This is a genomic window from Propionibacterium cyclohexanicum (genome assembly GCF_900111365.1).
GTDB classification, from domain to species: domain Bacteria; phylum Actinomycetota; class Actinomycetes; order Propionibacteriales; family Propionibacteriaceae; genus Propionibacterium; species Propionibacterium cyclohexanicum.
Window position 1 is genome coordinate 181,055 of record NZ_FOGZ01000001.1, and the last position, 23,900, is coordinate 204,954.

The following is a 23,900-nucleotide window of genomic DNA, read 5'->3' on the forward strand; positions in this document are numbered from 1 at the left end:
AGGAAGTGATCTGATGAATGTTCTCGCTGTTTCCCCGGCCGGCATCTTCGGCTCGGAGTTTCTCGGCACGATGCTCCTCATCGTGCTCGGCGTTGGCGTCGTCGCCAATGCCCTGCTGCCGAAGACCAAGGGCCACGACGGTGGCTGGCAGATGATCGACTGGGGATGGGGCATCGGCGTCATGGTGGGCGTGTTCGCCGCCTACCGCACCGGCGGCCACCTCAATCCCGCCGTGACGCTCGGCCTGACGGTGGCAGGGGTCGATCTCGCCCCCGGTATCCCGGCCACCTTTGCGAATGTCTCGCTGTACATCGGCGCCCAGCTGCTCGGCGCCATGGCCGGCGCCGTGCTGGCCTGGCTGGTCTACAAGCAGCACTACGACCTGGAGTGCGATCCCTCGCTCAAACTCGGCACCTTCGCGACCGGCCCCCAGATCCGCAACTACGGATGGAACCTGCTGACCGAGACCATCGCCACCTATGTCCTGGTCATCTGGGTCCTGCTGTCCGGCTACACCAATGTGGCGAAGATCACCACGGCAGACAACATCCAGGAGATCTCCGGCAGCCTGATCGGCCCGCTCGGCGTCACCTTCCTCATCATGGGCATCGGCAACTCGCTTGGTGGTCCCACCGGATACGCCATCAACCCGGCACGAGACCTCGGACCCCGTATCGTCCATGCCCTGCTGCCCATCAAGGGCAAGGGTTCGTCGGACTGGGCCTACTCCTGGGTGCCGATCCTCGGTCCGATCCTGGGCGGCGTGCTGGCCGGCCTGACCTATCTCATCTTCTGGTGAGCCCCGGCGCGGTGTGGCGCCAGGCCCGGCGCCGTGCACCACACCGCGGGACCGGGCCCGCCAACCACCACACAACGTATTGACTGCACTACTTGACTGCACCACGTGAGGAGCACATCCAGATGAGCACCGACGAGAACTTCATCCTGGCGATCGACGAGGGCACCACCTCGGCCAGGGCAATCATCTTCAACCACGCCGGCCAGATCGTCGCCGTGGGACAGCAGGAGTTCACCCAGCATTTCCCGCGGGCCGGCTGGGTGGAGCACGATCCCGTCGAGGTCTGGGACGCGGTGCGCGCCGTGGTCGGCCAGGCCCTGTCCAAGGCCTCCATCAATCGTCACCAGCTCGCCGCGGTGGGCATCACGAACCAGCGCGAGACGGCAGTGGTGTGGGACCGCATCACCGGCGAGCCGGTCTACAACGCCATCGTCTGGCAGGACACCCGCACCCAGAAGATCTGCGAGGAACTCGCCGGTGGCGAGGGTGCGGACCGTTTCAAGGAGATCTGTGGCCTGCCACTGGCCACCTACTTCTCCGGACCCAAGGTGCGCTGGATCCTCGACAATGTCGAAGGCGCTCGCGAGAAGGCCGAGGCCGGTCGCCTCGCCATGGGAACCATGGACAGCTGGGTGCTGTGGAATCTGACCGGTGGTGTCGGCGGCGGTGTCCACATCACCGATGTCACGAACGCCTCGCGGACCATGCTCATGAACATCCGAACCCTCGACTGGGACGACACGATGATCGAGGCACTGGGCATCCCGCGGTCCATGCTGCCCGAGATCCGGTCCAGCTCCGAGCTGTACGGCTACGGGCGCAAGGAGGGTCTGCTCATCGACACTCCGATCACCGGGATTCTCGGCGACCAGCAGGCCGCCACCTTCGGGCAGGCCTGTTTCGAGAAGGGCATGGCGAAGAACACCTATGGCACCGGCTGCTTCATGCTGCAGAACACCGGCACCGATCCGGTCTTCAGCAAGAACGGGTTGCTCACCACTGTCTGCTACAAGATCGGCGACCAGCCGGCTGTCTATGCCCTGGAGGGCTCGATCGCCGTTGCCGGCTCACTCGTGCAGTGGTTGCGCGACAACCTGCGGATGTTCGATTCCGCTCCGGAGTCCGAGGCCCTGGCCGCCTCGGTGAAGGACAATGGCGGGGCCTATTTCGTGCCGGCCTTCTCCGGCCTGTTCGCCCCCTACTGGCGTCCCGATGCCCGCGGCGCTCTCGTAGGGCTGACCCGCTATGTGAACCGCGGGCACATTGCCAGGGCGGTTCTGGAGGCCACCGCCTACCAGACACGCGAGGTGCTGGAGGCCATGGATGCCGATGCCGGGGTGCCGCTCACCCAGCTGAAGGTCGATGGTGGCATGACCTCGAATGATCTGCTCATGCAGTTCCAGGCCGACCAGGTGGGCGTCCCGGTGATCCGCCCGAAGGTCGCCGAAACCACCGCACTGGGTGCTGCCTATGCGGCGGGCATCGCGGTCGGCTACTGGCAGGGCGAGCAGGATGTCATCGACAACTGGGCCGAGGACAAGCGCTGGGAACCTGCCGTCGAGAATGCCGAGCGCGATCGGCTGTTCCGTAACTGGAAGAAGGCCGTGACGAAGACCTTCGACTGGGTGGACGACGACGTGATCGAGTGATGCGCGTCCCCGCCGATCGATGAATCCGATGGCCTGTCCGCCGCCCGCGGGCAGGCCATCGGCGTGCCGGGCGGCGGCGGTGCCTGGCCCGGCGCAGAGGATAGACTTCACTGCGCCAGCGGGCAGGAAGGAACACGATGCCGCGATCAGTGGTAGTCATCGGCAATTTCGACGGAGTCCACCGGGGCCACCAGGTGCTCCTGGCGAAGGCCGTCGGGCTGGCCGAGGAGCTGGGTGAAGCCGGCCCGGCGCTGCCGGTCATCGCGGTGACACTGTGGCCGCATCCGATGACCGTGCTCGCCCCGGATCGGGCACCTCGGCTGCTGTGCACCCTGGAGGAGCGCATCGAGCTGCTCAAGCGCTATGGCGCGAACCAGGTACGGGTCGTGCAGTTCAACCGCGAGGTCACCGCGTGGTCGCCCGCCCATTTCGTCGACACCGTGCTGCGCCCGCTCGACCCGGCGGCCGTCGTCGTGGGCTCCAACTTCACCTTCGGACGCGGCGCGCGCGGCAACCCCGCCGTGCTTCGCGAACTGCTGGGCCCCCAGATCCCGGTGATCGATCTCGACCTGCTGGAGATCAGCGAACGCCCGAGCTCGTCCAGCCTCATCCGCACGGCTCTGGACGAAGGCGACGTTGGCCTGGCCGCCAGGCATCTGGGCCGGTGGTTCCGGCTCAGCGGAGTCGTCCTGCTCGGCGACCAGCGAGGGCGCTCGCTGGGATTCCCCACCGCGAACCTGCCGGTCTTCCACGACCTCGCCTGCCCCGCCGACGGCGTCTACGCGGGCTGGCTCACCGTTCTCGAGGACACCCCTGCCCAGCCTCTTCCGGCCGCGGTGAGCGTGGGAACCAATCCCACCTTCGACGGAGTGGAGCGCCGGGTCGAGTCCTATGTGCTGGACCGGACCGATCTCCAGTTGTATGGCGTGCGCATCGCAGTGGACTTCGTGAGCCAGCTGCGAGGCCAGCTGCGCTTCGGCGACGTCCAGGAGCTCGTTGCCCAGATGGACCGCGATGTCGAGCAGACCCGCGCCGTACTGTCGGGGGCGCAGCTGGGCTCGGTGTGACGCCGGTGACGGCACGGCCGGTCGATTCCCTTCGTCGGAGCGACTGCTGATAGAATTCCGAAGTTGCCGTCGATCGGCCGCGGAGTACCAAGAGCTGTTCACATCCAGGGCGGGACAGCGCCGCGCAGCGGGAACGGAAAGGGGAGCGACCAGCATGGACGCCGCCGAGAAGAAGAAGATCATCGAGGACTACGCGACGCATCCGGGTGACACCGGCTCCCCCGATGTCCAGATCGCGCTGCTCACCAAGCGCATCTCGCACTTGACCGAGCACCTCAAGGAGCACAAGGGCGATCATCACAGCCGCCGCGGCCTGCTGCTCATGGTCGGCCAGCGTCGCCGCTTGCTCAACTACGTGGCCAAGGAAGACATCGACCACTACCGCGCTCTCGTGAGCCGCCTGGGTCTGCGCCGCTGAGCCTGGCACAGTCGTCGTCCGTCCGTGGGCCGTCCCGGTAGGGGCGGCCCACTCTTGCGTTGTCCGTCCCGGTAGGGGCGGCCCACTCTTGCGTTGTCCGTCCCGGTAGGGGCGGCCCACTCTTGCGCTATGCCGTCGCGGTGGGTGGTCCACGGCTGTTCTTCGCCGGATTCACCGGCCCGGCAGATGGTCCCGCGAACCGCCCAGGCCGGGTGCGGCGTGGGATTTCCGGCGCACCTCGGTTAGTCTTGTCCGGGTGTGCCGACAGGCGCACAGTTCAGACGCCGCTGTCATGAACGCCTGCTCAGGCCTCGGTCCTCGGTGGTGGTTTGCGGGATCCGCCCGCTGACCTCGATCGAAGACCGGTTCTGCGGACGTTGATGCCAGAGGCGATTCCCTCACGAAAGGAATCCCATGGAGGGACCAGACCTCATGTACTCCGAGGCCGTCATCGACAATGGCTCGTTCGGCAAGCACGTCGTCCGATTCGAGTCGGGCAAGCTCGCTCGTCAGGCCGACGGCTCCGCAGCCGTCTACCTTGACGGTGACACCATGCTGTTGTCCACCACCACGGCCCAGAAGACCCCTCGCGAAGCGATCGACTTCTTCCCGCTGACCGTCGACGTCGACGAGAAGATGTATGCCGCCGGGCGTATTCCCGGCTCCTTCTTCCGCCGCGAGGGGCGTCCGGGCGAGTCCGCCATCCTCACCTGCCGTCTCATCGACCGTCCTTTGCGCCCGGCCTTCCGCAAGGGCCTGCGCAACGAGGTCCAGATCATCATCACCGTGCTTGCGCTCAACCCGCAGGCCGAGTACGACGTCGTGGCCATCAATGCGGCCTCGATGTCCACCCAGATCTCCGGGCTGCCGTTCAGCGGCCCGGTCGGCGCCACCCGCGTGAGCCTCATCGGCGACCAGTGGGTCGCTTTCCCGAGCGTGGAGCAGGAGGCCGAGGCAACCTTCTCGATGGTCGTGGCCGGGCGCGTCCTGACCAGTGGCGACGTCGCGATCATGATGGTCGAGGCCGGCAGCACCGAGGCCACCTGGGAACTCGTGCGCGCCGGGCGCACCGCCCCGACCGAGGAAGTCGTGGCCGGCGGTATCGAGGCCGCCAAGCCCTTCATCAAGACGCTGTGCGATGCGCAGGCCGAGCTGGCCGCCAAGATCAACAAGCAGACCTACGACTTCCCGATCTTCAAGGAGTACGAGGACGATGTCTGGCAGAAGGTGAACGAGCTCGGCGCCGAGAAGCTCGACAGGATCGAACAGATTGCTGCGAAGCTCGAACGCCAGGAGGCCGAGAGCGAGTTGAAGCATGCCATCCGCGACGAGCTGGTGGCCGACGAGCGCTTCGCGGGGCGAGAGGGCGAGATCTCTGCTGCCTTCAAGGCACTGGAGAAGAAGATCGTGCGTACCCGGGTGCTGCGCGAGGGCGTGCGCATCGATGGGCGTGGTCCCAAGGACATCCGGGCGCTGTCCGCCGAGGTCGGCGTGATCCCGCGCGTGCACGGTTCGGGCCTGTTCCAGCGCGGCGAAACCCAGGTGCTGGGCATCACCACGCTCAATATGCTCGACATGGAGCAGAAGCTCGACACGCTCGGGTCCACCCACACGAAGCGCTACATGCACCAGTACGAGATGCCTCCCTACTCCACCGGTGAGACCGGCCGGATCGGCTCGCCCAAGCGGCGTGAGGTCGGCCATGGCGCCCTCGCAGAGCGTGCCATCGTCCCGGTCCTGCCTACTCGCGACGAATTCCCCTACGCGATCCGCCAGGTGAGCGAGGCGATCGGTTCGAACGGGTCCACCTCGATGGGTTCGGTCTGCGCCTCCACCCTGGCCCTGCTCAACGCTGGCGTGCCGCTCAAGGCTCCGGTGGCGGGCATCGCCATGGGCCTCATGTCGCAGACCGGCGAGGATGGCCAGACCACCTATCTGGCACTCACCGACATCCTGGGAGCTGAGGACGCGCTGGGCGATATGGACTTCAAGGTCGCCGGGACCAGCGAATTCGTCACCGCCCTGCAGCTTGACACGAAGCTCGACGGCATCCCCGCCGATGTCCTGGCATCCGCCCTGCTGCAGGCCCGCGAGGCCCGCCATACGATCCTCGGGGTGATCCACGAGGCCATCGACACGCCCGACGAGATGAGCCCCTTCGCGCCGCGCATCCTCACCCTGCACATCCCCACCGACAAGATCGGCGAGGTCATCGGGCCCAAGGGCAAGGTGATCAACCAGATCCAGGACGACACCGGCGCCAACATCTCCATCGAGGAGGACGGCACCATCTACGTCGGTGCCGACACCGGCGAGGCCGCCGAGTCCGCCCGCCAGATGATCAACGGCATCGCCAATCCGACGATGCCCGAGAAGGGCGAGCGCTATCTCGGCACGGTGGTCAAGCTCATGAGCTTCGGCGCCTTCGTGTCGCTGCTTCCCGGCAAGGACGGCCTGCTGCACATCAGCAAGCTGCGCGGCCTCAATGACGGCAAGCGCGTCGAGAACGTCGAGGACGTGCTCTCGGTGGGGCAGAAGCTCCAGGTCGAGATCAGCGATGTCGACGACCGAGGCAAGCTCTCGCTCGCCCCGGTGGTGGAGAGCGAGCAACTCGCCGAACAGGCCTGAGCTCCTTCCCCCTGTCCCTGTCACTGCGGGCCGGGCACCTCGGGTGCCCGGCCCGCAGTGACAGGGGGCATGACCCGAACAGCCAGCCGATCCGGGTAATCTGGCGGCGCCGGGTGTCTGCCCGTGGCGAGTCGAGGGGGAAAAGTGAAGGTCGGTGTCTTCGGGGCCAGCGGTCGAATGGGGGCCACCGTCTGCCAGGCGGTGCAGGATGCCCAGGACATGGACTTGGTGGCGCGGCTGGGGCTGGGCGATGATCGCGCACCCGCCGAGCAGGCCGAGGTGATGGTTGATTTCACCCAACCCGATGCGGTGATGGACAACATCCGCTGGTGCACCGAGCACGGGGTCCACGCCGTGGTGGGCACCACCGGGTTCACCGATGAACGGCTGGTCCAGGTACGTGGCTGGCTCGCCGACGCACCGGGTGTCGGGATCGTCATCGCCTCCAACTTCTCGATCGGGGCAGTGCTCATGATGGCATTCGCCGCCAAGGCAGCTCCCTTCTTCGACTCCGTCGAGATCGTCGAACTGCACCATCCCCGCAAGCTCGATGCGCCCTCGGGGACTGCTGCGAGCACCGCCCAGCGGATAGCTGCCGCTCGTCGGGAGGCCGGCTGCCCGGCCATGCCCGATGCCACCGCCCATGCCCTGGACGGGGCCCGCGGGGCCCGCGTCGACGGAGTTCCCGTTCATTCGGTGCGCCTGCAGGGGCTGGTCGCCCATCAGGAAGTGTTGCTGGGCACGAGCGGCGAGACCCTCACGGTGCGCGACGACTCCTACGATCGGGTTTCCTTCATGCCGGGCGTACTCGCCGCGGTCCGCGCCGTCGCGGATCGTCCTGGCCTGACGGTGGGCATGGACGAGATCCTCGGGCTGTCCTGAGCCGATGTCCGTGCGAACTCGGCGTCGCCGACCACGCGTGCTCGTGGTGGCTCTTGTTGCCGCGATCATCGCCTTCCTCGCGGCGGACCAGGTCGTGCGGATCCGGGCCGAGTCCCGGATCTCCACCCAGGTGACCAGCCAGATCGGATCGTCCACACCGGTCACCGTGCACCTGGGAGGCTGGCCCTTCCTGGTCTCGGTGGCCCGCAACGAGCTGGGCTCTGCCCGGCTGTCGATCGGTTCGGCCACGCTGCCGGTGGGCTCGCGCGAGGTCGCGGTGCGCGAGGGCTCGGTGCGCGTGCGCGGGGTGGCACCGATCCGCAATCTGTCGTCCGCCAGCATCGGGGTGGCCGATGCCCAGGTGGTGATCAGCTGGGACACGCTCACCCGGCTGACCGGGGTGCAGCTCTCGCTGGCAGGTGAGGGCCAGGTGGCTGCCCAGACGACGCTCAGCGTGCTCGGCACCGAGGTGCAGGCCAGGATCGTGGCCGGCCTGCGGCTGGGCGATGCCGCAGGCCAGCTTGTTCTTGACGGCCCCGGCGCGCAGGTGGCGGGCGTGCAGGTTCCCCCGCAGATCGTCTCCGGGGCGGTGAACCGGTTGAGATCGCGGCTCGTGCTGCCGGCCTTGCCGACGGGTCTGGGTTATTCCGGTCTTTCGGTGGATGCCCGGGGCGTCACGGTGGACGTGCACGGCGAGCATCTGTCGCTTTCGCAGCTTCGCTGAGCCAGATCGCGTGGATCAGCCGCTGCCGATTCGCCGAGTGCGTGACGAGGGCTGGAATACCGCCGATCCTCACATGGTTGTACGGGCGGTCTCGCCTGTGGGGGTGGGCTCATTGTCAACGGAATCCGTGGCCAGGAGAAGCACATGAATGTAGCCGAGCAAATCGTCCAGCAACTCGTCGATGCCGGTGTCACTCGGATCTACGGAATCGTGGGTGATTCCCTCAATCCCATTGTCGATGCGGTGCGGAAGACGGGCGGCTCGAGAAAGGGCGGCATCGACTGGGTGCATGTGCGTCACGAGGAAGCAGCCGCATTCGCCGCCTCGGCCGATGCACAGCTCACCGGCAAGCTCGCCGTCTGTGCCGGCTCCTGCGGCCCGGGCAACCTGCATCTCATCAACGGCTTGTACGACGCCCAGCGTTCGGGTGCCCCCGTGCTGGCCATCGCCTCGCACATTCCCAGCGTTCAGATCGGGTCGAGCTATTTCCAGGAGACCCACCCCGACCGGCTGTTCCTCGAGTGCTCGGTCTACCGCGAGATGATCTCCGATCCTGCCCAGGCGCCGCGCGTGGTCAACTCCGCGATCCGTCACGCCATCTCGCTCAACGGCGTCTCGGTACTCACCATTCCCGGTGACATCTCCGCTGAACAGGCCTCTGCCCCCACGCCCATCTACCGCGAGGCGCGCCATCCCGTGCTCGAGCCCGCACCCGAGGACGTGGAGAACCTTGCCGCGCTGCTCAACAAGGCCAAGAAGGTGGCGATCTTCGCCGGCTACGGCGTGCAGGGCGCTCATGATGAGGTCATCGCCTTGGCGCAGGCGCTCAATGCCCCGATCGGTCACAGCCTGCGCGGCAAGGATTTCATCCAGTACGACAATCCCTTCGATGTCGGCATGACCGGCCTGCTGGGCTACGGGGCTGCAGCCGAGGGCATGAACGACGCCGATGTCCTGCTCATGTTGGGCACCGACTTCCCCTACAACCAGTTCCTTCCCGACACGCTGACTGTCCAGGTCGACAGGGAGGCCGAGAAGCTCGGCCGGCGCACTGACGTCAGTTTCCCCATCCAGGCGGATGTCAAGGCGCTCGTCACGGCGGTGACGCCCAAGATCGACAAGGGTCGCGACGATCACTTCCTGCAGGCCACGCTCAAGCGCCATGCCAAGATCATGAAGGCCCCGGTCGGCTCCTACACCCGCAATGCGGAGAACCTCAAGCCGATCCATCCCGAGTTCGTGGCCCACGTGCTCAATGAGGTCGCCGACCAGGACGCCGTCTTCACCGCCGACACCGGTATGTGCAATGTCTGGACGGCGCGCTATATCGATCCGCTCGGCACCCGCCGTCTCATCGGCTCCTTCTTGCACGGCTCGATGGCCAATGCCCTGCCGATGGCGATCGGCGCCCAGGCCTCGCACCCCGGGCGTCAGGTCATCTCGGTCAGCGGCGACGGTGGACTGTCGATGCTGCTCGGCGAGCTGGTCACTGCCCGCATGCACAACCTGCCGATCAAGGTGATGGTCTTCAACAACTCCACGCTGGGCATGGTCAAGCTGGAGATGCTCGTCGCCGGCCTGCCCGACTTCGGCACCGATGTGCACGACGTCAACTATGCAGGGGTTGCTGCCGCCATGGGATTCCATGGTGAGCGGGTGGAGGATCCCAAGCGCGTGCGCGGCGCCATCACCGATGCCCTGGCTGCCGATGGTCCGGCGCTCGTCGAGTTCATCACCGACCCGAATGCCCTGAGCCTGCCGCCCACCATCACGGGCGAGATGCTCATCGGCTTCGCCACCGCCATGAGCAAGGTCGTGCTGAATCGCGGAGCCGGCGAGGTGGTGAGCATGGCCACCTCGAATATGCGCAATATTCCGAGGCCCTGAGTTCCGGCTCCGGCCCACGACGGGGATCGTCCGATCCGGGTTCTGCCCGATCAGGCGATCCCCGTGTGCATTCTGATCTGCCTGAGCCGAATGCTGCCATCGGGCGTCCCGATCTCCCGGTGAGCGCCGTCGGGACCCCAGCCCGCACTGGTGAGGAAACCACGCAGCGCGTCGTCGTTGCTCAACAGCCACCAGGTGGCGCGGACGAAACCGTCAGCCGCGAGGGTGTCCACCGCGGCGTGCAGCAGGCGCGAACCGTGGCCCGCGCCCCGATGGCGGGGACTCACCACGAACTCGCCCACCAGCCCATCGCGCGGCCCCGCATCCGGATCGTCGCTGGGCCCCACGGCGACGAAGCCGATGGGCTCGGTCTTCATCGCGTCCACTGCCACGAGCAGCCGGTAACTGGCGAGCGGAGGATGCACGATGGCCTCCCTCCAGCTGTTCGCCACCTGCGATGGGCTGGGCAGGAACTCGGCCAGGCCCCCCTGTGACCAGGCCTCTCGCTGCAGGGCCGCGAGCCGGGTGGCCTCGGCGGGCATGGCGAGGCGCACGAAGCCCGCATCGGAATCCGGCTGTTCGTTCACCGGCCCAGGATAGTTCCGAGGGTCCGGGCCGCCGTGCCGCGCGCCCGCGCGCAGGACGAGGGCGGCTAGGGTTGTTCCGTGCCACTTGACGGACTCAAGACCCCACCCAAGCTCAAGCCGGACACCCTGCGGATCATTCCGCTGGGAGGCCTGGGCGATGTGGGGCGAAACATGACCTGCTTCGAGCTGAACGGGAAACTGCTGCTGGTGGACTGCGGCGTGCTCTTCCCCGAGGACAACCAGCCCGGTGTCGACCTCATCCTGCCCGGCCTCGACTACCTGAGCGAGAGGCTCGACGACGTCGTCGGGCTCGTCCTCACCCACGGCCACGAGGATCACATCGGCGCGGTTCCCTATCTGCTGCGTCAACGGGTGGACATACCGCTGTACGGCAGCAAGCTGACCCTGGCTCTGGTCGAGGGCAAGCTGCGTGAGCACCGGCTGCGCGACGCCATGCTGCACACCGTGCGGGAGGGCGACCGAGTCGAGCTGGGCGGCTTCGGGCTGGAGTTCTTCGCCGTGACGCACTCCATTCCCGACGCCATGGCCGTGTGCATCCGCACGAGTGCCGGCACAGTGCTGCACACCGGCGATTTCAAGATGGACCAGCTGCCGCTCGATCGCCGGATCACCGATCTGCGCGGTTTTGCCCGGGTGGGGCAGGAGGGCGTGGACCTGCTCATGGCCGACTCCACCAATGCCGAGGTGCCCGGCTTCACGCCCCTTGAGCGCGACATCCTGCCCTCGCTGGAGCGCGTCTTCTCCGAGTCGAAGCAGAAGATCGTGGTGGCCTGTTTCTCCTCCCACGTGCACCGTGTCCAGCAGATCCTCAATCTGGCCGTCAAACACGACCGCAAGGTCTGCTATGTCGGACGCTCCATGCTGCGCAATATGGGCATCGCTCGAGATCTTGGCTATCTCACGGTGCCGGAGAACACGCTCATCGAGTTGTCGAAACTGCCGGACTTCCCGCCCGAGAAGGTCGTCATCATCTGCACCGGCTCCCAGGGCGAGCCTCTGGCCGCCCTGTCGAGGATCGCCAACCGGGAGCATCCGGCGATCTCGGTGGTGCCGGGCGACACGGTGCTGTTCGCCTCCTCGCTCATCCCGGGAAACGAGAATTCCGTCTACCGGGTGGTCAACTCGCTCACCAGGATCGGGGCGAGGGTCGTGCATCGAGGCAACGCCTTCGTGCATGTCTCGGGGCATTCCAGTGCCGGGGAGCTGCTCTATGTCTACAACATCGTCCAGCCGCGCAATGCGATGCCCATTCACGGCGAGCCTCGTCATCTGGTGGCCAACGCCGAGCTGGCCATCGCCACCGGCGTCCCTCGTCCACAGGCGATCGTCGCCCAGGATGGCGATGTCGTCGACCTGCGCGGGGGCCTGGCGCATCTTGTGGGGCGGGTGGACGCCTCCTATATCTTCGTCGACGGCTCGACCGTGGGTGACGTCTCCGAGAGCAGCCTCACCGATCGGCGGATCCTCGGCGAGGAGGGCTTCATCTCGGTTGTCAGCGCGGTCGATATGCGTTCGGGTACCGTCGTGGCCGGCCCGGACGTGTCGGCACGGGGTTTCCTGGAGGATCCGACGATCTTCGACGAGGTCACCGTCCGCATCAAGGACGCGCTGAGCCAGGCACTGGGGGAGGGGGTCGACGACGTGCACCGGCTCCAGCAGATCGAGCGGCGGGTGGTCGGGCAGTGGGTGAACACGACCTATCGGCGACGCCCGATGATCGTCCCCGTCGTCATCCCGGTATGAGCGGGACGCACATCGAGGCGGATTCGGGGCAGGAAGATTTGGCTGGCGGCGGCCCGAGACGATAAACTTGCCCGGTTGCGTCTCCAGGACGCTGTCCTATTCATCACACATCAGCAGATTCACGAAGAGTCAAGGAGTCACCATGGCAGCCGTGTGCGAGATCTGCGGCAAGGGTCCCGGCTTCGGGCACAACGTGCCGTGGTCGAAGAAGAAGACGAATCGTCGCTGGGATCCGAACATTCAGCGTGTTCATGCCGTTGTCAACGGCACTCCCCAGCGCCTCAACGTGTGCGTCTCCTGCTTGAAGGCCGGCAAGGTCAGCCGCTGACCCAGCCCATTGGGTAGCCAGCACCGGCAGGTAGCCAATACCGTCGAATAGTTGGCACCGGCGGGTAGCCAGCGCAGCCCAGCGCGATCACGAACACCGGGAGCCCATCCAGTTCTGACTGGATGGGCTCCCGGTGTTCTGTGCCGTGACCCGCCGACTTCGCAGGACCGCGCAGCCTCGAGCGTGGCACGGGGCCGCCCCTGCCCCTGGCATGGTGCGAGCGTGCGGGCGCTGAAGTGCCCCTCGCCCTGTGGCGATGCGCGCAGTTGCCCATCGGGGTGTACACGTGCCCGCCCGCGGCGGCAGGCGCAAGGACCTACGTGTGCAGCCGCTGGGCGACTAATTGCCCAGCGAGGTGATCCCTGGAGCGGCGGAAGCCGGCATCCCAGCGCGCTCCGACACCCCGGTGCTTGTCTGCGCTGCAGTACTGGCCGGCGCTGCAGTACTGGCCGGCGCTGGGGCGGCAGTCGCTTCCGCGTCAGTGGTCTGGTCCGGCGAGCTGAGACCGGGTGAGCTCGTCGTGGCCGAGGCACTGGTCTGGAGATGCTGGGTCTCTTGCCTGAATTCTCGCAGCGCCTGGCCTGCGGACTTGCCGAGACCTGCGAGCTTTGAGCCGCCGAACAAGAAGACCGCAAGGATCAGCAGGACCAGGAGATCCTGCCAGCTGTCCAGCATGAGAACTGGCATTGCTGTGTTCATACCGTTCCCTCCTCGGGAGAGATGTGCGGCCCGATAGTGCCGCTAGGCCGACCCTGCCATCCGATGCTGTGAATGGGCGATGCGGTGCGCAGGCACACCTTCGGCTGTGCAGCGCTGGCGCGGGGAAGCCCTGCGTGTCTGGTGGGCTGGCGCGGGGAAGCCCTGCGCGCCTCAGTGTCCGTTCTGCTGGCTAGGCTCGAGCCCATGGCAGCCAGCTCCGAGCAGTCACAGGGGGGACCCGGTGCGCCGGCCAGGCGCCGGGGCACCGAGAGCTCACGGGTCAGCACCTACCGCACCGAGACATTTGCCAGGCTGGCCACTCCGCTGGCCGAGGTCTTCGGTGCGAAAACGGCGAAAGTGCTCGCCGCCGTGGGCCTGCACGATCTCGACGACCTCATGTACTACGTGCCCAGGGACTATCTGTCGGGCACCCAGCGCACCGATCTGAGCACCCTCACGGTGGGGGAGCGCGCTGCGGTGGTGGCCGAGGTCGGTGCCAGGGGGGCCGAGGCCATCCGCGGCGACCAGAACCGCTGGCGGCTGGAGGCCAGCCTTACCGACGGCACGGGTTTCCTCGGGCTCACCTTTTTCGGGCGCAAGCACATCGTCGACTACTGGCTGCGTCAGCTCGGTATGGGGGACCACGGCATCTTCGTGGGCCGTATCGGCGAGTTCCGGGGCGCACTTCAGATGACCCACCCCACCTTCATCATGCTCGACGCCCAGGGGCAGGTTGTCGGACAGGCCTCCGACGAGCGCCAGCAGATCGCCCGGGTGGTGAGCAAGTCGTCCATGATCGGCATCTATCCGGCCCGCGCAGCGCTGCCCACCTGGCAGATCGCCGAATGCGTCGGCATCGGGCTCGACCTTCTCAAGGGCATCGCCGACCCCCTTCCCGAGGCGGTGCGATCCGGCGAGCAGCTGGCCGGGCTATGGCAGGCGTACTGCCTGGTGCACCGGCCCGACAATGCCGAGGACATCGAACGGGGGCGGCGCCGCCTCAAGTTCGACGAGGCCCTGGCCCTGCAGCTGGCCATGGTGCTGCGCCGCAGCGAGGCCTCGAAGCATCATGCCGCTGCCATTACCGTAGTGCCCGATGGGCTGCTCCACGGCTTCGACGCCGGGCTTCCGTTCAGCCTCACCGATGGCCAGCGCCGGGTCGGCGAGGAGATCGCCGCCGATATGGCCCGCGGTACGCCCATGCAGCGTCTTCTGCAGGGCGAGGTGGGCTCGGGCAAGACAGTCGTCGCGCTACGCGCCATGCTCGCGGCAGTCGATGCCGGCCATCAGGCGGTCCTCGTGGCGCCAACCGAGGTGCTCGCCGAACAGCATGCGGCAACCTTCAGGACGCTGATGGGCCCCTTGGCGCAGGCCGGCACGCTCGGCGCCCCGGCCCAGGCCACTGCACTGACCCTGCTCACCGGCTCGGTGAATGGCAAGGCGCGAAGCCATGCGCTGTCCGAGATCTCGTCGGGACGCGCCGGCATCGTGGTGGGCACCCATGCCCTGTTCGGCGCCGACGTTCGCTTCGCCGATCTGGCGCTGCTCGTGATCGACGAGCAGCACCGCTTCGGGGTCGAGCAGCGGGCCGTGCTGGCCGACCGTGCCGATCGACAGCCCCACGAGTTGGTGCTCACCGCAACCCCGATCCCCAGGTCGGTGGCCATGACCATCTTCGGTGACCTCGATGTCTCCACCCTCGCCGAGCGGCCGCGCGGTGCCGGGCAGGTGCAGACCACTGCCGTGCTCACCGCCGTCCATCCCGGGTGGTTGTCGCGGGTGTGGCAGCGACTGCGAGAGGAGGCCCTGGCAGGTCACCAGTGCTTCGTGATCTGCCCCAGGATCGGCCCCAAGGACGAGATCGGTGAGAGGGCGGACATCAGCGCAGCCAATGCCGAGGAGGTCTACGAGCGACTGCGTGGTCACGAACTGTCGGGAATCGAAGTGGGGCTCATGCACGGGCGGCTGAGCGCCACCGCCAAACGCGAGGTGATGCGCGGCTTCGCCCAAGGCTCACCCCGGGTGCTCGTCGCCACCAGCGTCGTCGAGGTGGGCGTCGATATCGCAGATGCCAGCGCCATGGTCGTGCTCGATGCCGATCGCTTCGGCGTCTCGGCGCTGCACCAGCTGCGCGGCCGCATCGGGCGAGGCGGACAACCCGCCATCTGCCTGCTGGTCAGCGGGGCCGACCCCCAGTCCCCGGCTGCCGAGCGGCTCGCCGCCCTGGAATCGAGCAGTGACGGCTTCGAGCTGGCCGAACTCGACCTGGCCCAGCGTCGCGAGGGCGACGTGCTCGGCGCCGAACAATCCGGCGGGCACAGCACCTTGCGCCTGCTCAGGGTGATCGATGACGAAGACATCGTCGAACGCGCCAAGGTCGTGGCCCAGCGGCTCCATGCCGAGGGCACGCTCGAGACCGACGACGGCCTGCGCGACATGGTTGCCGCAGTTCACCGGCGCAGCGAGGCCAGCTGGCTCGAGCGTGACTGACCGGGCCGGCGTTCAGTCCTGCGCGGGCTCGGGGCCGAAGAAGAAAGCCCGCCCGGTGATCCTGTTGGGCGTGATGCGCACCCAGTTCCTCTTCACGGTCGGTATCCAGGGCAGCAGCGGTGCACGCTTCACCCGGGCCAGCTCCTCCTCGTCGGTGATGAGCGCACCCAGCCCCTTGACCACGACGCTCCAGCCGCCCTCCTCGTTCCAGCCGTCGGCCTCGAAGACGACATGTTCATTGATCGCCAGCTTCTCCAGCTTGGTGCCCGGGGCGCTGCGGAAGACGATGCTCTCGCCGTCGAGGCAGAAGTTGACCGGGAAGATCTCTGGGAGATCGCCGGCGGACACCGCAATGCGTCCGACCTCGACGCTGGCGAGGTAGCCCCAGGCGCTGTCTTCGGGGATCTCGGAAACCGGACTCGTTGTATCAGCCATGCACTCATCTAACAGCAGGCCACCGCCGATGTCAGGCCGGGAGCAGGGAGTGGCCGCCATCGGCTTTCCATACCCCTGCGAAGCATCGCTAGCCTTGTGGGATGGCCAGGATCATCGCAGGGACGGCCGGGGGAGTGCGCCTGGCGGTGCCGCGGGGCACCACCACGCGCCCGACCACCGACCGGGTGCGAGAAGCGTTGTTCGCTTCCCTCGCCGTGTGGGCCGGCGGTGCCGCTGAGGGTGCCGGACAACAGCTCGCGGGATTGGCCTTCCTCGATCTGTTCGCCGGCTCGGGAGCGCTGGGCCTGGAGGCCGCCAGCCGGGGAGCACGCCGGGTGGTGTGGGTCGAGAAGGACCGGGGAGCCGCCGGAGTCATCGCCAAGAACCTGACGGTCGCCCGGCTCACGGGCCGCGTGGTCACCGAATCGGTCGCGACCTTCCTGGCCCGCCCGGCGTCCGAGCTCTTCGACGTGGCGCTGCTCGATCCTCCCTACGGCCTCGCCAACGACGAGATCACGGCCCTGCTGGCAGCGGCAGTGGGCAACGGGCACATGGCGCCCGATGGCCTTGTGGTCGTGGAGCGCGATGCCCGCACTCCGGCACCACGGTGGCCGCCCGGCCTGAGCCTCGGATGGTCGCGCCGCTACGGTGAGAGCTGTCTGTATTTCTGCCCGCGCGGCGCCGAATCTGAGAGTGAGCACGATGCCTGAGTCAGTGAGGGCTGTCTGCCCCGGTTCCTTCGATCCCATCACGAGGGGCCATCTCGACATCATCGAGCGTGCCTGCAGCATCTTCGGCGAGGTCATCGTGGCAGTGGGGCGCAATTCCACCAAGAACTATCTGTTCGACTTCGAGGAGCGCCTGGACTTGACGCGCGACGCGGTGGGCCACCTCGCCGGGGTGGTCGTCGAGCCGATCGACGGCCTGCTCACCGACTTCTGCCTGCGCCACGAAGCCTCGGTCATCGTCAAGGGAGTGCGGTTCGGATCGGACTTCGACTACGAGCTGCAGATGGGCCAGCTCAACCGGATTCTCTCGGGCATCGAGACGGTCCTGCTGCCCGCGGGGCGCGAGTACGGAACCATCTCCTCCACAATGCTGCGCGAGGTCGCCGCGAACCACGGCGACATCGGTCCCTTCGTCACCGAGCGCACCAATGCGGCGGTTCACGCAAAGCTGGGCTACTGAGGGCGCCTAGTCTGGCTGGTGTGAGTAGCCATCTTGACGCCCGAGCGCCGCTGGTTGTCGACACGCACGAGCTGACCCGCAGCCCTGGTTCGGTGCGGGCGCTGACCCGTACCGTCCCCGCTCCCGCCGACCTGCACGTCGAGCTCATCGGGGTTCCCGAGGGCGCCGATGTCTGCCTCGACCTCACCCTGGAGGCCGTTGTCGAGGGTGTCCTGGTCACCGGGACGATCGATGCCCCGCTGGAGGGGGAATGCGCCCGGTGCCTCGACCCGGTCCATGAGAACGGGCACTTCACCATCACCGAGCTGTACAACTACCCGGGCCGCGATGCCGGCGATGACGAGTTCTTCCTCGACGGGGAACTGCTCGACCTCGAGCCCGTGCTGCGCGCCGCCGTCGTTCTGGACATGCCTTTCACGCCACTGTGTCGGCCTGACTGCGCCGGCCTGTGCCCGGTGTGCGGTGCACGGCTCAACGACGAGCCAGAACACGTTCACGCCGAGCCGGCCGATCCGCGGTGGAGCCGGCTCGGCGAGCTGGGTGTCGAGGAGGACTCCGGCCAGCCGGGCGATGACCCGGTGTGAGCTGACCGATTGGCGTGAGCTGGGCGATAGGTGCGAGCTGGGCGACCGAGGTGCCTCATTGAAAAGTGAGCGCGTGGGGTGGTGCCTCGCGTTTTGTGAGCGTGGGGCTTGCGTTCTCGGTCCACCCGGTGACCAGGTGCGTCATCGTCACCGTGCGGGCGAACTCCCCGGCGAACGTGGGTCCACAGTGCGCGACGGTGTCCGCCTCGATCACCCCAGGGGTCGTCGGCGGGGCGTCGCCGACCTTTGACAGGCCGATCGAGTTGCGCAGCAAGGGCGACGGGGTCGTCGAGATGCCCCGCAACTGCATGGCCCGGCGTGCCGGGGCGAGATACCGGTCGATGGTCGCCGGGCTCATCGCTTCCAACTCGATCAGTGACTCCCCGGTCGCGAAGGGCTTGTCCAGGTCGCCTGCTTCCTGCAGCAGCGGCAGCCACAGCGGGAGCATCACGGTCAGGTACTTCCCGCACGGCATACCCATCAACGCCCACACGTGCTCCAGCAGTGTCCTCGCGTCGTCGCTGTAGGTCTTCGGGCGCAGCCGCCTCCGGTCGACCTGATCGGCCGGATCGGGCAGGGGCGGGCCGGTCAACATCCGCCGAGCAGTCGACCGGCCCATCCCGGTCGTGGTCATCACCTCGTCAAGGATCAGCGCTTTCTCCGCCTTCGACCCTTTCCGGTACGCAGTCCGGGCTTGTTCGTCACGTGACGCCTCGCGGCCATCGGAATCGTGCCTTCCACACAGGCAAGCTTCGCGCTCAAAGAACATGAGGCACCAACACCACCCACGCGCTCAAACAAGCCGAGGCACGTCGCGGGCTGTTCTGGACAGCCTCATCCAAGCCGTCTAGCGTGAGCGTAATGACCCCTCGCGCCCCCACCACCGGATTTCGGACGACCGGGGTGGCTGTGGTGCTCGGGGCAGTGCTCGGCGCGCAGGACTATCGCTTCGCGATGAACTTTCACGGACGCTACGACATGGATTCCTCTTTCTTCCCAGCGGCCAGGAAAATCGCCGAAGGGCACTCTCCCTACGAGGTGGCCGGCTACGTCTATTCGCCGCTCTACGCGATTCTGCTCGCGCCCCTCGTCCGCCATCCCCAGGCGGCCGCCATTGCAACCGCGGCGACGATCATCGCAGGCATCCTCGCCTGCTGGATCGCCGGCTTCGCCTCGACACGAGGCCTCCCTCTGTGGAAACGCGGTCTGGTGGTTGACCTGGCGGTTGTGAGCCTCTTGTGGAACGCCAACACACGGTCGACGCTCCTCCAGCTCAATCCGCAGTTCCTCGTTCTGCTGTGTTTGGTCATCGCCGGATTCACCGCCCGGTTCAAATCCGGTTTCGCGCTCGGGCTGAGCGCAGCGTTCAAGACGTGGCCAGTAGTCTCGGTCCTCTGGCTTCTCATCGGCAAGCCACATCGCATCCATCGCCTCACCGGCTTTCTCGCCGCTGGCTGCCTGACCGTTCTCATGGCCATCGGAGTCGGTGGTTCCCGTGGTCCTTGGGACATGCTTGCCGCTGCCACCGGGGCAGCCGACCAGAATGCCAGCGCCTACTCGGTGCCGGGGGCAGCAAGGGTCCTGCTCCATCGGTCGACGCTCGTTGTCGGCTACCTCATGTTGGCTTTGCTCGCTGCCATGGTCTTGTTGCGCCCAGGGTCGAGGGCCCTCTCCTTGTTCAATCTGCTGTCCTTGCTCTTGCTGAGTCTGCCGGTCTCGCACAACACCTATCTGGTCCTTCACCCTGCCGGTCCTGTGGCTGTGGGCTGTCGAAGCCCTGCGCACCAGGAAGCGCACCCCCCTGCTGGTCACCTGCGTTCTCCTGATCTGGTGGATACTCGCCCAGGTGATTGCGCCCAGGGGAATCTTCGGCCCGCTTCCGATGACGACCCACGCGTATCTCCGCGTCTTCCTCACGACTGTGGCGGCAGCAATCGTGAGTATCCTGGCCGCTGCCCATCTGCGCCACGAGCACGACCCGATTCGGCCAAACTCTCCGGACTCGGCAGGTTCAGCCAATTGGCCCACTCCCGGCTGGCCGGGCCCCCACACGATCAACCCTCATACGACCAACCCCCATCCGATCAACATGGCATGTGGTGATGAGTGTGCACGCAATGATCTGGTTCACCGACAACAGCCGACCTGTTTCCCGTGGATACGCAGAAGAAGCGGTTGCGGGCGATGTGACGATGCCGAAACGAGCGCTCCGCAGCAACGACCCCGTGCATCACCGGCCCTCCCGATCCGGCACACAACGCGGCCTCGCCCTCATTGTCTCGATCTGCGTGGGGTTTCCTCTTGCGCTGGCTGCTGCAACAGGCAGCCTCGCCATCCCCCACAATGACGCTTGGTCGCACTCCAAGATCGCCCGTGTGTTCGCCATGACCGGTCACCTGGAACTTTTGGGCTGGAACCGGACAGCCCTTGTCGGGCAGATCGTCGTTCTCGGTCCGCTCGGCCGATCCGTGGTGATCCAGCAGGTATTCGTGGCATGTCTGGCGGTCGTTGCCCTCCTGGCAAGCTACCTGTTCCTTGCACCGCGGGTGGGCCGCAACCGTGCGCTGTTCGGAACAGCCGTGGCGGGGCTGGTGCCGGAGTTCGGGCTGCTTGCCACCTCCTATATGTCCGACATGCCCGCCTTCGCAGCCTTCATGGCGAGCCTTGTCCTCGGAGATCGGGCGCTGAGGCGCCACAGCCAGCTTCTGCTGGCGGCATCGCTGGCCGTCGGAATGTGGGGAGTCACCATTCGGGAGCAGGTCCTCGTCGTGCCGGTCAGCATTCTCATCATTGCGGTGCGGGAATGGAAAGGCCGTCCCCGGCTGCTCGCCGGTCTCCAGGCTGTGGCTCTCGTCGTGGTTCTGGCGGTCTTCGAGCAGTGGCGACGCTCCTTGCCGCTGGGGGACAGCCCGTTACTCAGGCTGGACCTCACCAACGCGTCCACCACCCTGCTTGAGGCCCTGACAGCGCTCGCTCTGTATCTGCTGCCGGTGGCCCTCCTGCTGGCGCGGCCCATTGCTTGGTCCGTGCGGGCCCGGTGGGCGGGGGCGGTGAGCGCTCTCGTCATCTTCGCGCTGACCCAGGTCCTCCCACGACCTTTCAGCAGGAATTACATTGACCCCTCGGGTTCCTACAGCGACGTCTTCCTCGGCCATCGGGTCGTGTTCTCGGCTCCGGTGTGGACTCTCATTCTCATCGCCACAAGCATTTCGGCCGGCCTGCTCGTTGGTATCCTGGTGGAACACGGCACCCGCTGGGATCGGCTGACGGCGACGACCGGCATCCTTTTCGGTCTGGGCGTCCTCGGCCAGGCCGCTGCTGGCCAGCTTCCATTCAGCCGCTATCTCATCCCGGCGGTTCCCCTGCTGTGCAGCGTGCTGCTCGCCACCCGGGTCGGGCCCCGGCGAGTTCTCGGCACGACGGGGCTGGCATTCATGCTTGCTCTCACCGTGGCGCTGACATCGAATGCCTTGAGCTACGACGCGGCTCGCTGGCACACGGCGTCGGGTCTGCAGTCCCAGGGAGTCCGGGCGACCGACATCGACGCGGGCCTGGAATGGCTCGGCTGGCACTCGGATGGGCCGGCACGCTACGGCTCGGGACCCAAGGGAGCGGGAGGTCTCACCACGCTCTTCCACGACACCCGCGCCTGCTATGTCGTCTCCGCTTCGCCACTCCCGGGCCTCGAAACGATCGCCATCCGCACCTACCGCACTTTCGCGGTGGTGGGAACATCGAGGCTGTGGATCCAGAAACCGACGAGTTGCTGACTGCGGCTCATGCCGGTCCGGCAAGCGGCGAGCACTATGTGACCGTCGGCGCACCGCTGCGCCACGAGGTCGAGATCAACCGCTCCCGCTTCATCGCCTGCCTGAGCCGGGTCGGCAGCGAATCCGAGGCGCGCGAGCACATCGTGCAGCTGCGACACGAGTTCCACGATGCCCGCCACCTGCCCAGCGCGTTCGTCCTTGGGCCTCGGCGCAGCGAGCAGCGCACCAGCGACGACGGTGAGCCAGCTGGCACCTCAGGCGTCCCGATCCTCCATGCGCTGAGCAACCACGTCTGCCCGACCGGCCGCGCCGAACTCAGCGACGTGCTAGCCGTCGTCGTCCGCTACTTCGGTGGCATCAAACTCGGGGCAGGGGGACTGGTCCGCGCCTATGGCGGCATCGTCTCGGCAGCACTCGACCGCGCACGACTGGTTCAACGCATCCACCTCGTGGTGCTCGCGGTCCACCTGCCCGCCGTCAGTGCCGGGCGACACGAGTCCGCCCTGCGCAGCGGCGGCCTCGACGTGATCTCCACCCAGTGGCGCGATGCCGAGTGTGTGCTCGAGATCGGCTGCGAACCACCGGCACTGGACGGGGACTGCTGTATGGGTTGGTGGCATCTGTTGTGTGGGGTCGTGAGGTCCTGCTGGGAGGATGTGGACCATGTCCAAAGCCCGTCCCAGGGAGTTCCGAGATGTCGTGGTGGCTGTTGCTCGTCGTGGTGATGCTCGGGTCGTGCAGATCGTCAAGGACTTCGGCGTCAGCGGGTCCTGTCTTCGGAACTGGCTCGCCAAGGCCGACGTGGAAGACGGACGGCGGCCCGCAACAACGACAGCGGGATCGGTCGAGGTGGGTGATCTGAGGCGCCGTAACCGGCTGGCGGAGCAGGAGAACGAGGTCCTGTGGAGGGCGGCTGCGTATCTGTCGCAGGCGAACCTGCCGGGACAATGATGTACCCGCTCGTGCGTGAGCTGGCCGTCGACGGGATCCCCGGCACGGTCACGTGTCGGGTCCTCAAGCTCGCCCGCCAGTCCTACTACCGTTGGCTGGCGGCCCCGGTCAGTGAGCGTGAACTCGCCGACGCCTGTGTGGTCAACGCCTTGTTCGATGCTCACCACGATGATCCTGAGTTCGGATATCGGCTGTTGACCGACGAGGTCCGCAGCCTAGGTCACCAGTGTTGTGACCCGACGGTGTGGCGGATCTGCGCGGAGAACCGGTGGTGGTCGATGGTCGGGAAGAAACGCGGCGCGAACGGTAAGAGGCCCGGCCCTGCCGCCCATGACGACCTGGTCGAGCGGTAGTTCAGCTCCGCGACCCCGAACCGGTTGTGGCTCACCGACATCACCGAACACCCGACCGCAGAGGGAAAGCTCTACCTGTGTGCGATCAAGGACGTGTTCTCCAACCGCATCGTGGGCTACTCCCTCAGCGACCGGATGCAGGCCCAGATCCCGGTCGACGCGTTGACCATGGCAGTGGCCCGCCGCGGTGACGTGGCCGGCTGCATCGTGCATTGCGACCGCGGGTCGCAATTCCGGTCGCGGACGTTCCTCGCTGCGATCTGGCACCACCAGCTGGGCGGATCGATGGGCCAAGTCGGGTCTGCCGGCGATAACGCCGCCATGGAATCCTTCGTCGCCCTGCTGCAGAAGAACGTCTTGAACCGACGCCGCTGGGCCACCCGGCAAGACCTGAGGCTGGCGATCATCACCTGGATCGAACGGACCTACCACCGCCGCCGCAGACAAACCCGACTCGCCCGGTTGACCCCCTCGAGTACGAGACCATCATGACCACAACGGCCCTCCAGGCCACCTAACCCAATCCGTCACCAAGGCGTCCAGCAGACCCGAGCCACACAGGCAAGCTTCGCGTTCAAAGAACATGAGGCACCAACACCACCCACGCGCTCAAACAAGCCGAGGCACGTCGGCGACTGGCGTGAGCTCAAGGACTGGCGTACCATGGTGCGTCGCGTGTTCCTATGGGCGCGCCATC

The 23,900-nt window shown here is 66.8% G+C and carries 21 protein-coding genes and 1 pseudogene; 18 read left to right on the top strand and 4 right to left on the bottom strand.

Translation table 11 applies throughout. The features are described 5' to 3' along the window. Positions 1-10 precede the first annotated feature (10 nt). The 8 genes from BMX93_RS00845 (at position 11) to BMX93_RS00880 (ending at position 10,054) form a co-directional block, all read left to right on the top strand. Positions 11-799, top strand: coding sequence for an MIP/aquaporin family protein (locus BMX93_RS00845; RefSeq protein WP_091966862.1), 789 nt, complete (start codon positions 11-13; stop codon positions 797-799). 122 nt (positions 800-921) lie between these two features. Next, positions 922-2,448 carry a glycerol kinase GlpK gene (gene glpK / locus BMX93_RS00850; protein WP_091966690.1) on the top strand — a complete coding sequence of 509 codons (1,527 nt, stop codon included), beginning with the start codon at positions 922-924 and terminating at the stop codon, positions 2,446-2,448. A 137-nt stretch (positions 2,449-2,585) separates the two neighbouring features. Continuing rightward, positions 2,586-3,515, top strand: coding sequence for a bifunctional riboflavin kinase/FAD synthetase (locus BMX93_RS00855; protein WP_091966691.1), 930 nt, complete (start codon positions 2,586-2,588; stop codon positions 3,513-3,515). Positions 3,516-3,669: 154 nt separating this feature from the next. Then, entirely contained in the window at positions 3,670-3,933 is a 264-nt protein-coding gene (gene rpsO, locus BMX93_RS00860) for a 30S ribosomal protein S15 (protein WP_091966693.1), read from the top strand. 414 nt (positions 3,934-4,347) lie between these two features. Further along, a complete protein-coding gene (locus BMX93_RS00865; RefSeq protein WP_091966695.1) occupies positions 4,348-6,561 on the top strand; it encodes a polyribonucleotide nucleotidyltransferase in 2,214 nt (737 codons plus the stop codon). Positions 6,562-6,705: 144 nt separating this feature from the next. Beyond that, a complete protein-coding gene (dapB, locus tag BMX93_RS00870) occupies positions 6,706-7,443 on the top strand; it encodes a 4-hydroxy-tetrahydrodipicolinate reductase (RefSeq protein ID WP_091966697.1) in 738 nt (245 codons plus the stop codon). A 4-nt stretch (positions 7,444-7,447) separates the two neighbouring features. Continuing rightward, positions 7,448-8,167, top strand: a complete 720-nt coding sequence (locus BMX93_RS00875) for an LmeA family phospholipid-binding protein (protein WP_091966699.1) — start codon at positions 7,448-7,450, stop codon at positions 8,165-8,167. Between the two features lie 144 nt (positions 8,168-8,311). Next, positions 8,312-10,054, top strand: coding sequence for a pyruvate dehydrogenase (locus BMX93_RS00880; RefSeq protein ID WP_091966709.1), 1,743 nt, complete (start codon positions 8,312-8,314; stop codon positions 10,052-10,054). 50 nt (positions 10,055-10,104) lie between these two features. Here the strand turns inward: BMX93_RS00880 and BMX93_RS00885 are convergent, their stop codons facing one another. Continuing rightward, positions 10,105-10,641 carry a GNAT family N-acetyltransferase gene (locus BMX93_RS00885; RefSeq protein ID WP_245725646.1) on the bottom strand — a complete coding sequence of 179 codons (537 nt, stop codon included), beginning with the start codon at positions 10,639-10,641 and terminating at the stop codon, positions 10,105-10,107. A gap of 78 nt (positions 10,642-10,719) precedes the next feature. Here BMX93_RS00885 and BMX93_RS00890 point away from each other — a divergent pair, with 78 nt between their 5' ends. Beyond that, the gene (locus tag BMX93_RS00890; RefSeq protein ID WP_091966711.1) at positions 10,720-12,405 is read left to right on the top strand and encodes a ribonuclease J; all 1,686 of its coding nucleotides are present in this window, start codon (positions 10,720-10,722) and stop codon (positions 12,403-12,405) included. A gap of 142 nt (positions 12,406-12,547) precedes the next feature. Beyond that, entirely contained in the window at positions 12,548-12,733 is a 186-nt protein-coding gene (rpmB, locus tag BMX93_RS00895; protein ID WP_091966712.1) for a 50S ribosomal protein L28, read from the top strand. 339 nt (positions 12,734-13,072) lie between these two features. Here rpmB and BMX93_RS00900 read toward each other — a convergent pair whose 3' ends face one another. Next, the gene (locus BMX93_RS00900; RefSeq protein WP_245725647.1) at positions 13,073-13,432 is read right to left on the bottom strand and encodes a Sec-independent protein translocase subunit TatA/TatB; all 360 of its coding nucleotides are present in this window, start codon (positions 13,430-13,432) and stop codon (positions 13,073-13,075) included. Positions 13,433-13,636: 204 nt separating this feature from the next. On the opposite strand from BMX93_RS00900, the gene BMX93_RS00905 reads away from it, so the two are divergent. Beyond that, the gene (locus BMX93_RS00905) at positions 13,637-15,922 is read left to right on the top strand and encodes an ATP-dependent DNA helicase RecG (protein ID WP_091966714.1); all 2,286 of its coding nucleotides are present in this window, start codon (positions 13,637-13,639) and stop codon (positions 15,920-15,922) included. Positions 15,923-15,934: 12 nt separating this feature from the next. Here BMX93_RS00905 and BMX93_RS00910 read toward each other — a convergent pair whose 3' ends face one another. Further along, positions 15,935-16,357, bottom strand: coding sequence for a pyridoxamine 5'-phosphate oxidase family protein (locus BMX93_RS00910; RefSeq protein WP_091966716.1), 423 nt, complete (start codon positions 16,355-16,357; stop codon positions 15,935-15,937). A gap of 101 nt (positions 16,358-16,458) precedes the next feature. On the opposite strand from BMX93_RS00910, the gene rsmD reads away from it, so the two are divergent. Genes rsmD through BMX93_RS00925 form a run of 3 tightly spaced genes read left to right on the top strand, consistent with a single transcriptional unit; the run spans position 16,459 to position 18,129 of the window. After that, positions 16,459-17,067 carry a 16S rRNA (guanine(966)-N(2))-methyltransferase RsmD gene (gene rsmD, locus BMX93_RS00915; RefSeq protein ID WP_091966718.1) on the top strand — a complete coding sequence of 203 codons (609 nt, stop codon included), beginning with the start codon at positions 16,459-16,461 and terminating at the stop codon, positions 17,065-17,067. A 4-nt stretch (positions 17,068-17,071) separates the two neighbouring features. Next, on the top strand, positions 17,072-17,545 hold the full coding sequence (coaD, locus tag BMX93_RS00920) for a pantetheine-phosphate adenylyltransferase (RefSeq protein ID WP_091966720.1): 474 nt from the start codon (positions 17,072-17,074) through the stop codon (positions 17,543-17,545). 20 nt (positions 17,546-17,565) lie between these two features. After that, positions 17,566-18,129, top strand: coding sequence for a YceD family protein (locus tag BMX93_RS00925; RefSeq protein ID WP_091966722.1), 564 nt, complete (start codon positions 17,566-17,568; stop codon positions 18,127-18,129). 55 nt (positions 18,130-18,184) lie between these two features. On the opposite strand, the gene BMX93_RS00930 is transcribed toward BMX93_RS00925, so the two are convergent. Further along, complete coding sequence (locus tag BMX93_RS00930; RefSeq protein ID WP_218139162.1) at positions 18,185-18,766, bottom strand: hypothetical protein; 582 nt, start codon at positions 18,764-18,766, stop codon at positions 18,185-18,187. A gap of 224 nt (positions 18,767-18,990) precedes the next feature. Here BMX93_RS00930 and BMX93_RS00935 point away from each other — a divergent pair, with 224 nt between their 5' ends. From BMX93_RS00935 to BMX93_RS00945, 4 genes and pseudogenes are all read left to right on the top strand, one after another. Continuing rightward, complete coding sequence (locus tag BMX93_RS00935; RefSeq protein ID WP_091966733.1) at positions 18,991-20,232, top strand: glycosyltransferase family 87 protein; 1,242 nt, start codon at positions 18,991-18,993, stop codon at positions 20,230-20,232. Then, positions 20,232-21,899: a hypothetical protein gene (locus tag BMX93_RS13025; protein ID WP_143052766.1), complete on the top strand. Its 1,668-nt coding sequence runs from the start codon at positions 20,232-20,234 to the stop codon at positions 21,897-21,899. Before BMX93_RS00935 ends, BMX93_RS13025 begins: the two co-directional genes overlap by 1 nt. Further along, positions 21,872-22,624: an IMPACT family protein gene (locus BMX93_RS00940; protein ID WP_218139163.1), complete on the top strand. Its 753-nt coding sequence runs from the start codon at positions 21,872-21,874 to the stop codon at positions 22,622-22,624. The genes BMX93_RS13025 and BMX93_RS00940 overlap by 28 nt, the downstream gene beginning before the upstream one ends. Beyond that, positions 22,563-23,721 (top strand): annotated as a pseudogene (locus BMX93_RS00945) (IS3 family transposase). Before BMX93_RS00940 ends, BMX93_RS00945 begins: the two are co-directional and overlap by 62 nt. Positions 23,722-23,900: the final 179 nt, after the last annotated feature.